Origin of the sequence: Streptomonospora wellingtoniae (genome assembly GCF_031845375.1) — a bacterium.
GTDB classification, from domain to species: Bacteria; Actinomycetota; Actinomycetes; order Streptosporangiales; family Streptosporangiaceae; genus Streptomonospora; species Streptomonospora wellingtoniae.
Genome location: NZ_JAVREK010000061.1, coordinates 1 through 1189 on the forward strand (window position 1 = coordinate 1; position 1189 = coordinate 1189).

The 1189-nt window shown below is 70.6% G+C and carries 1 protein-coding gene and 1 pseudogene; both read right to left on the bottom strand.

What is annotated here, in order from left to right:
• The coding region (sucD, locus tag RM446_RS24615; RefSeq protein WP_311547829.1) for a succinate--CoA ligase subunit alpha at window positions 1–854 on the bottom strand (854 nt) is incomplete at its 3' end.
• Between the two features lie 17 nt (window positions 855–871).
• Window positions 872–1189: pseudogene (locus tag RM446_RS24620) on the bottom strand (ADP-forming succinate--CoA ligase subunit beta); the annotation flags it as partial.

Here is a 1189-nt window from a genome sequence, read left to right on the forward strand (position 1 = left end):
GCGGTTTCGCTGGGGGTTTTGCCGACCCGGACGCCGGCCGCCTCCAACGCCTCCTTCTTCGCCTGCGCCGTGCCCGCCGAACCCGACACGATCGCCCCCGCATGACCCATCGTCTTGCCCTCCGGCGCGGTGAAGCCCGCCACATACCCCACCACCGGCTTGGACACCCGCGAACGGATGTAGTCGGCCGCCCGCTCCTCGGCGTCCCCGCCGATCTCGCCGATCATCACGATCGCGTCGGTCTCCGCATCCGCCTCGAACGCCGCCAGCGCATCGATGTGCGTCGTCCCGATCACCGGGTCCCCCCCGATCCCCACCGCCGTGGAGAACCCGATATCACGCAGCTCATACATCATCTGATACGTCAGCGTGCCCGACTTCGACACCAGCCCGATACGCCCCGGCCGCGTGATGTCGGCCGGAATGATCCCCGCATTCGACGCCCCCGGCGAGATCAGCCCCGGGCAGTTGGGCCCCACGATCCGCGTCGCATTGCCCTTGGCCTGCGCATACGCCCAAAACGCCGCCGTATCGTGCACCGGAACACCCTCGGTGATCACCACCGCCATCCCGATACCCGCGTCCACCGCCTCGACCACCGCCGCCTTGGCGAACCTCGGCGGCACGAACACCACCGACACGTCGGCGCCCGTGGCGGCCATCCCCTCAGCCACCGACGCGAACACCGGCACCTGCGTCCCGTCGATGTCGACCGCCCGGCCCGCCTTGCGCGGGTTGACCCCGCCCACGATCCGCGTGCCCGACGCCAGCATCCGCCGCGTGTGCTTGGTGCCCTCCGCGCCGGTCATACCCTGCACCAGCACCTTGCTGTCCTTGGTCAGGAAAACAGCCATCGTCCTCTCCCCCGCCTCTACTTCGCGGCCAGCTCCGCGGCCTGGGCCGCGGCGCCGTCCATGGTGGGGGCCTGGCGCACCGCGGGGTGGCCGGCCCGGGTCAGGATCTCGCGGCCCAACTCGGCGTTGTTGCCGTCCAGGCGCACCACCAGCGGCTTGCTCACGTCGTCGCCGCGCGCGGCCAGCATCTCCAGGGCCTGCACGATGCCGTTGGCCACCGCGTCGCAGGCCGTGATCCCGCCGAAGACGTTCACGAACACGCTCTTGACGCCCGGATCGCCCAGGATGATCTCCAAGCCGTCGGCCATGACCTCGGCCGAGGCTCCGCCGCCGAT